This is a genomic window from Oerskovia enterophila (genome assembly GCF_001692445.1).
GTDB classification, from domain to species: Bacteria; Actinomycetota; Actinomycetes; order Actinomycetales; family Cellulomonadaceae; genus Oerskovia; species Oerskovia enterophila.
Window position 1 is genome coordinate 49,986 of sequence record NZ_MAQA01000030.1, and the last position, 6,496, is coordinate 56,481.

Sequence of the window (6,496 nt, forward strand, 5' to 3'; positions counted from 1 at the left end):
CGAGCCTCAGGGGCTCGGTACCCCCAGGCGGTCGAGCGCGCCGATGCTCGCCTCGACGATCTGCGCCTGCGCGTCGGCGCGGCTCGTGGCCGGCTGACCGTCTCCCGGTTGCTCGCCGTAGTCGGCGAAGAAGGCGTGGACGCCCCCTGGGACCTCGACGAACTCGGTGGTGGCGGGCAGGTCGGCGCGGGACGCCTCGATCTTGTCGGGCGTCGTCAGGCCGTCGCGCGATCCCCACACCGAGGTCACCTCGACGTCGGCCGTGCTCATGTCGCCCGACGGGTACGAGGCGTGCAGGAGCAGGCCGGTGACCTCGTCGTCGTGCGCGGCGGCGAACGACGACGCGACGACGCCGCCCAGCGAGTGACCACCCACCGCCCAGGTGTCGACCTCGTCGAACGCAGCCATCGCCGATGCCGACTGGTTCGGTGACGTGAAGGCGATGCCCAGCGGTTCCTTGAGCGCCACGACCAGGTACCCGGCCTCGGCGAGCGGGCGCAGCACGGCGGCGGTCGCACGCACGTCCACCCGGGCGCCGGGCGAGTAGACCAGGCCGGTCGTCGCCGCACCGTCCCGCGGGACGAACGCGATCCAGCCCGCCTCGTCGCGGACCTCGACCGAGCCGTCGCTCTCGAGAGCTGCGAGCGCGGGCGCCGTCGCGGGGAAGGGCCGGAGCCACACGACGGCCGCCGCCAGGACGACCAGGAGGGCGATCCCGATACCCACGGCGACCCCACGCAGGACACCGCGAGCCCGCGGTCGCCGTGGCGAAGGACCACGATCACGTCGGCGGGCACCCAGGAGGGCCACCGCGAGGACGAGCAGGCCCGCGACCACGCTCGCTCCGAGGACCGCAGCGAGCGCCCAGTGCTGGTGGCGCACGGTGTCGCCGGTCGTCGCGACGACCCAGACGGGCGCTGCGACCAGCGCGACCCCCAGGACGACGAGCAGCAACCGCCCAAGGGTCGCGGCAGGAGATTCCCTGGGCGGGACGGGCAGATCTGCCTCGGTACCCGATGCCGACGTGTTCACCGGTGCTCCGTACTTCTCGACGACGCCACAGGGGCTGGGCGTCCGTCACGCTAGCAGGAGGCTCGGCGACGAGGTCGGCAGCGTACGGTGCGCGCGCGGGACGGCGCCTCCTCTGGACACACTGGTCCGGGCGCGCGCGATGAGTTTCGGGGACGCCCAGGGTCTACCCCGACGACACCACGAGACGGGCCGCGAGCAGACCGGGCCGCTCGACCGACCGAGAGGCTCCGCCATGACCGACATCGAGACCCGCACGCTCGAGGCACCGGGTGCGACCGTGACCTACGACGTCCGCGGCGACCTGAGCGCCGCCACCCCCGAGGTGCCCGCGCTGCTGCTCATCGGCTCGCCCATGGGCGCCGACGGGTTCGGCACTCTCGCCTCGCACTTCACCGACCGACCGGTCGTCACCTACGACCCTCGCGGGGTCTCGCGCAGCGTCCGGCCCGACCCCGGGTCGCCCGTCCGCCCCGAGGACCACGCCGACGACCTCCACCGCGTGATCGACGCCCTGGGCGTCGGGCCCGTCGACATCATGGCGAGCAGCGGCGGTGCCATCAACGCGCTCGCCCTCGTGGCCGAGCACCCCGAGCAGGTGCGGACCCTCGTGGCCCACGAGCCGCCGTCGGGCCCCGCGCTGCCCGACCGCGACGCCGCGCTCGCGGCGGTCCAGGCCGTCTCGGAGACCTACCGGACCAAGGGGTTCGGGGCCGGCATGGCGCGGTTCATCACCCTGACGAGCTGGGAGGGGCCGTTCCCCGACGACGTCGCCGAGCTCCCCGCGCCGGACCCGGCCGCGTTCGGCTTCCCCGCCGGGGACGACGGGTCGCGCGACGACCCGCTGCTGGGTCAGAACCTCATCTCCTGCACCCACTACGAGCCCGCCTACGACGCGCTCACCTCGGCCTCGACCCGCGTGGTCCTCGCGGCGGGCGACGAGTCCGGCCAGCAGATGGCTGCGCGCGCGGCGCGGGCCATCGCCAAGAGCCTCGGCTCCGAGGCGGTCGCGTTCCCGAGCGGGCACGGCGGCTTCCTGGGTGACGAGTACGGGATGCCGGGCGACCCCGCGGGCTTCGCCGCGGCGCTGCGGACCGTGCTCGACGGCGACGGGCCGCGCTGAGCACCTCGCGGAGGGCAGCGGGCTCCCGCGAGGTGAGCCGGCCGCCCGGGTGCGTGCCGTCGTCGGGCACTCTGCGTCCCCGGATGCCAGCAGCGGCGACCACGAGGACCATGGCCGCATGACGAACCTGCTGACCGCCGACCCGCCGCCCGACACCCTGGCTCGACGCATCGGGCGCATCGCGCTCGGGCTGAGCCTGGTCTTCGCCGGGATCGGGCACCTGACGTTCTCGCGCGAGGAGTTCCAGGCCCAGGTCCCCGACTGGTTCCCCGTGAACGAGGACGTGACGGTCCTCGCGTCGGGGGCCGTCGAGATCGCGCTCGGGTCGTCGCTCGTCGTGCTCTCGCGCCGACGGGTCGCGGTGGGGCTCGTCGCGGCGGCGTTCTTCGTCGTGATCTTCCCCGGGAACATCGGGCAGTGGCTCGAGCACAAGGACGGGTTCGGGCTCGACACCGACGCCAAGCGGTTCGGCCGCCTGTTCTTCCAGCCCGTGCTCGTCGCGTGGGCGCTCTGGTCGACGGGCGCGTTCAAGGCTCTGCGCACGTCGCGGGACTGAGGAGACCTACCGGTGCGACGCAGCGTCCCCCGACACCGCGGGCATGCCCAGCGCGGCGTCGACGAGCGTCTCCGCCGCGGCGCGGGCGCGCGCCGCCACGGCAGGGTCCCCCGAGATCGCGGCGGTCGTCTGCGCCCCCTCGGCCAGGATGACGAGCTGACCTGCGAGCGCCGGAGAGGCACCGGCGTCGTCGACCAGTCGTGCGACGAACCCCTCGAACGAGGCCTTGTGCGTCCGGACCGCATCGGCGACCGCGGGGTGAGTGGTCCCGAGCTCGCCGAACGCGTTGATGAAGGCACAGCCGCGGAAGTCGTCGGCGCAGAACCAGTCGGCCAGGTAGTAGTAGATCGCGAGGAGCCGGGCGCGCGGGTCCGGCTCGCCCTCGACGCGCTCGGTGATCCCCCGCTCCCACTGCTCGTGCTTGCGTGCGAGCACGGCCAGGACGATGTCGTCCTTCGAGGGGAACGTGGCGTACAGGCGCCGCAGGGACACGCCCGACTCGCGGCGCAGCTCGTCCATGCCGACGGCCGCGTAGCCCTTGGCGTAGTAGAGGCGGTCGGCTGCGTCGACGATCTTCTCCCGTGCTTCCTCTGCAGTCATGTCCATCATCCTACTTGCACCGAGAACGATCGTTCTCTAGAGTCAGGACCAGCGGCGAGAACGATCGTTCTCACGCTCCATCGTGAAGGGACGCATCATGGGCACGATCACCTCCGGCACCGAGAACAGCACACCCGTCGAGCTCTACTACGAGGACCACGGGGCGGGGCAGGCCGTCGTCCTCGTCCACGGCTACCCGCTCGACGGGAACAGCTGGGAGCGTCAGTCCCGCGTCCTGCTCGACGCCGGGTACCGCGTCGTCACCTATGACCGCCGCGGGTTCGGCCGGTCCAGCAAGGTCGGGACCGGGTACGACTACGACACGTTCGCGGCCGATCTCGACGCCGTCCTCGAGACCCTCGACCTGCGCGACGTGATCCTCGTCGGTTTCTCCATGGGCACGGGCGAGCTCGCCCGCTACGTCACGAACCACGGCCACGACCGCGTCGCCAAGCTCGCGTTCCTCGCCTCGCTCGAGCCCTTCCTCGTCCAGCGCGACGACAACCCCACGGGCGTCCCGCAGGAGGTGTTCGACGGGATCGCCGAGACGGCCCGCGCCGACCGCTTCGCCTGGTTCACGCAGTTCTACAACGACTTCTACAACCTCGACGAGAACCTCGGCGAGCGCATCTCCCAGGAGGTCGTCACGGCGAGCTGGAACACCGCGACCGGCTCGGCCCCCGTCGCCGCCTACGCCGTCGTGCCCACCTGGATCGAGGACTTCCGCGCCGACGTCGCGGCCGTCCGGGCGAGCGGCAAGCCCGCGCTCATCCTGCACGGCACGGCCGACCGCATCCTGCCGATCGACTCGACGGGCCGTCCGTTCCACGCGGCCTTCCCCGAGGCCGACTACGTCGAGGTCGACGGTGCACCGCACGGGCTCCTGTGGACCCACGCCGAGGACGTCAACCGGGCACTGCTCGCGTTCGTCCAGAAGTAGCGCACGCCCCGCGCGGCGCACCGGGCCCCGTGGTCCGGTGCGCCGCGTCGGCGTGCGGGGTGGGCGACCGCGGGGCTACACGGTCGAAGGGAACGCCTTGCGCGCTACCACCACGACGACGAGCCCCACGAGCACCAGGGCCGCCCCCACGAAGGGCAGCCAGCCGACCCCGTACCCCGCGAGCACGGCACCGCCCAGGGCCGCTCCCCCGCCGATCCCGATGTTCGCGGTCGAGTTCACGAGCGCCCCCACGACGTCGGGCGACGCCCCGCGCGTACGGATCGAAGCCGTCTGGAAGATCGACGCCACGCCGCCGAACCCCGCGCCCCACACGGCCGCGGCCACGAGCACGGGGGCGAGGGCGGGGAACGCCAGGCCCAGCGCGCACAGGCCCAGCGTCAGCGTCACCAGGACCACGAGGACCGTCCGGCGCGGCCGGCGGTCGAGCGAGACCCCCGCGTACCAGGTCCCGACCAGGCCCAGCGCCCCGAGCCCGAGCAGCACCGGTCCCACACCCGCGACCGAGAGCCCGGCAGCCAGGAGCAGGACCGACACGTAGGTGTACACCGAGAACTGGCCCAGGTAGACGAGCGCGTTCGCGGTCGAGACCACGGCCAGGCGCGAACGTCGGGCAGCCTGCCCGTGATCGTCTCGCCGCGCGCCCCCTCCGCCCGCGACGGCCGGCAGGAGCAGCGCGACCAGCACCGTGGTGAGCGCGCAGACCCCGGCGAGCACCGCGAACGCGGTCCGCCAGCCCACGGCTGCACCCAACGAGGTCGAGAGCGGCACGCCGAAGACGAAGCCCGCCGACGCCCCGGCGGTCACGAGCGCGAGCGCGCGGCCCGTGAACAGCGGCTGCACGAGCCGCGCGCCGTACCCGATGCTCACCGAGAAGAACAGTGCGTGCGCGATCCCGCCCACGGCCCGCCCGGCCGCGACGACGGCGAACGTCGGCGCCACCGCGACCAGGGCGTTGCTCACGGTGTACGCGACGAGCGTCCCGAGCAGCAGGCCCTTGCGCGGGAGGCGCACGGTCGCGAGCGTCAGCGGCACCGCGAGCGCGGCGACCATGAAGGCGTAGACCGTCACGAGCAGCCCCGCGGTCGACTCCGTGACGTCCAGCTCGTCGCTCATGAGCGGCAGCAGGCCCACCGGGAGCAGCTCGGTCGTCACGGCGAGGAAGGTCGCGAGCATGAGCGCGAGGATCCCCCCGGCGGCGTCCCGCACGGTCCCCGGACGCCAGCCCGGGGAGGCGTTCGCCGCAGGATCGGTCACCCAGGCATCTTGGCACGGCGCGTCGCCCTCCTCGCGACGCGCCGCAGGGACGGGCACGCGGGGCCGCACCTAGGGTGAGGAGGAGGACCCGAGGGGACGGGAGGCACGGATGGTCGAGACCGTGACGCTCGACCTGCCCTTCCGCGACCGCTGGCTCGTGCAGAACAGCCCCGCCCGGCGCGTCCCGAGCCACGGGGTCGACATCCTGGGCGAGCGGTACGCGATCGACTTCGTGGGCGTCGACGAGCGGCACCGCACGGCCGCGGTGCGCGACTGGCGCACGCTCCTCGCGACCGAGCCGCCCGAGCGCTTCGTCGCGTTCGGGCGCCCGATCCTCGCGCCTGCGGGCGGTGTCGTGGTCCAGGTGCACGACGGCGAGCACGACCACGCGGCCCGTCGCTCCCAGCCGGCCCTCGTGCCCTACGCGCTCGGGGCCGCGGGGAGGCTGCGCGAGGGCGTGCACGCCGTGGCGGGGAACCACGTGACGATCGCGCTCCCCGGTGCCCGGGCGTACGTGTCGCTCGTGCACCTGCGGCGCGGCTCGCTGCGGGTACGGGTCGGCGAGCAGGTGAGGACCGGGCAACCGCTCGCCGAGTGCGGCAACTCCGGGAACTCGACCCAGCCGCACGTCCACGTGCAGGTCGCCGACAGCCTGGACCTCACGGTCGCCCAGGGGGTCCCGGTCGCGTTCCGGGACTTCCGCGAGTGGCTCCGCGGCCGGGGCGAGCCCCTCGACCGGGCGACAGGACTGCCCGGCGAACGCTCCGTCGTCGAACCCCTGCCCGTCGCCGAGGCCTGACGGGCACGGGCCGCCCGGCGCCGGCTCTCCCGGGGCATGCGCGCAGCGGGGCTAAACGCTTCACCCCCTGGCCACCGACGCCCCGTGCTCCTCACCATGGGCCGGGTCCGCACGACCGTGCGGACGACGCCGCCAGAGACGAGGACGTCCGATGAGCCGCACCCCCCTCCCACC

The 6,496-nt window shown here is 73.7% G+C and carries 7 protein-coding genes; 4 read left to right on the top strand and 3 right to left on the bottom strand.

What is annotated here, in order from left to right:
- Positions 1-6: 6 nt before the first annotated feature.
- Positions 7-1,032: an alpha/beta hydrolase gene (locus OERS_RS12895; protein ID WP_248948550.1), complete on the bottom strand. Its 1,026-nt coding sequence runs from the start codon at positions 1,030-1,032 to the stop codon at positions 7-9.
- 232 nt (positions 1,033-1,264) lie between these two features.
- On the opposite strand from OERS_RS12895, the gene OERS_RS12900 reads away from it, so the two are divergent.
- Both OERS_RS12900 and OERS_RS12905 read left to right on the top strand, forming a co-directional pair.
- A complete protein-coding gene (locus OERS_RS12900; RefSeq protein ID WP_056765135.1) occupies positions 1,265-2,152 on the top strand; it encodes an alpha/beta fold hydrolase in 888 nt (295 codons plus the stop codon).
- 118 nt (positions 2,153-2,270) lie between these two features.
- The gene (locus OERS_RS12905) at positions 2,271-2,708 is read left to right on the top strand and encodes a DoxX family protein (protein ID WP_056765132.1); all 438 of its coding nucleotides are present in this window, start codon (positions 2,271-2,273) and stop codon (positions 2,706-2,708) included.
- A gap of 6 nt (positions 2,709-2,714) precedes the next feature.
- Here the strand turns inward: OERS_RS12905 and OERS_RS12910 are convergent, their stop codons facing one another.
- Positions 2,715-3,308: a TetR/AcrR family transcriptional regulator gene (locus OERS_RS12910; RefSeq protein ID WP_068626074.1), complete on the bottom strand. Its 594-nt coding sequence runs from the start codon at positions 3,306-3,308 to the stop codon at positions 2,715-2,717.
- Positions 3,309-3,405: 97 nt separating this feature from the next.
- Here OERS_RS12910 and OERS_RS12915 point away from each other — a divergent pair, with 97 nt between their 5' ends.
- Positions 3,406-4,248 carry an alpha/beta fold hydrolase gene (locus OERS_RS12915; RefSeq protein ID WP_068626075.1) on the top strand — a complete coding sequence of 281 codons (843 nt, stop codon included), beginning with the start codon at positions 3,406-3,408 and terminating at the stop codon, positions 4,246-4,248.
- A 75-nt stretch (positions 4,249-4,323) separates the two neighbouring features.
- On the opposite strand, the gene OERS_RS12920 is transcribed toward OERS_RS12915, so the two are convergent.
- Complete coding sequence (locus OERS_RS12920; protein WP_248948552.1) at positions 4,324-5,523, bottom strand: MFS transporter; 1,200 nt, start codon at positions 5,521-5,523, stop codon at positions 4,324-4,326.
- 109 nt (positions 5,524-5,632) lie between these two features.
- On the opposite strand from OERS_RS12920, the gene OERS_RS12925 reads away from it, so the two are divergent.
- Positions 5,633-6,322, top strand: coding sequence for a M23 family metallopeptidase (locus OERS_RS12925; protein ID WP_068626069.1), 690 nt, complete (start codon positions 5,633-5,635; stop codon positions 6,320-6,322).
- The last annotated feature ends 174 nt before the right edge of the window (positions 6,323-6,496 follow it).

Bases quoted from the DNA above. Each gene is read 5' to 3' on its own strand.
- OERS_RS12900 (WP_056765135.1), top strand. From the start codon at position 1,265: ATGACCGACATCGAGACCCGCACGCTCGAGGCACCGGGTGCGACCGTG.
- OERS_RS12905 (WP_056765132.1), top strand. From the start codon at position 2,271: ATGACGAACCTGCTGACCGCCGACCCGCCGCCCGACACCCTGGCTCGA.
- OERS_RS12910 (WP_068626074.1), bottom strand. From the start codon at position 3,308: ATGACTGCAGAGGAAGCACGGGAGAAGATCGTCGACGCAGCCGACCGC.
- OERS_RS12915 (WP_068626075.1), top strand. From the start codon at position 3,406: ATGGGCACGATCACCTCCGGCACCGAGAACAGCACACCCGTCGAGCTC.
- OERS_RS12925 (WP_068626069.1), top strand. From the start codon at position 5,633: ATGGTCGAGACCGTGACGCTCGACCTGCCCTTCCGCGACCGCTGGCTC.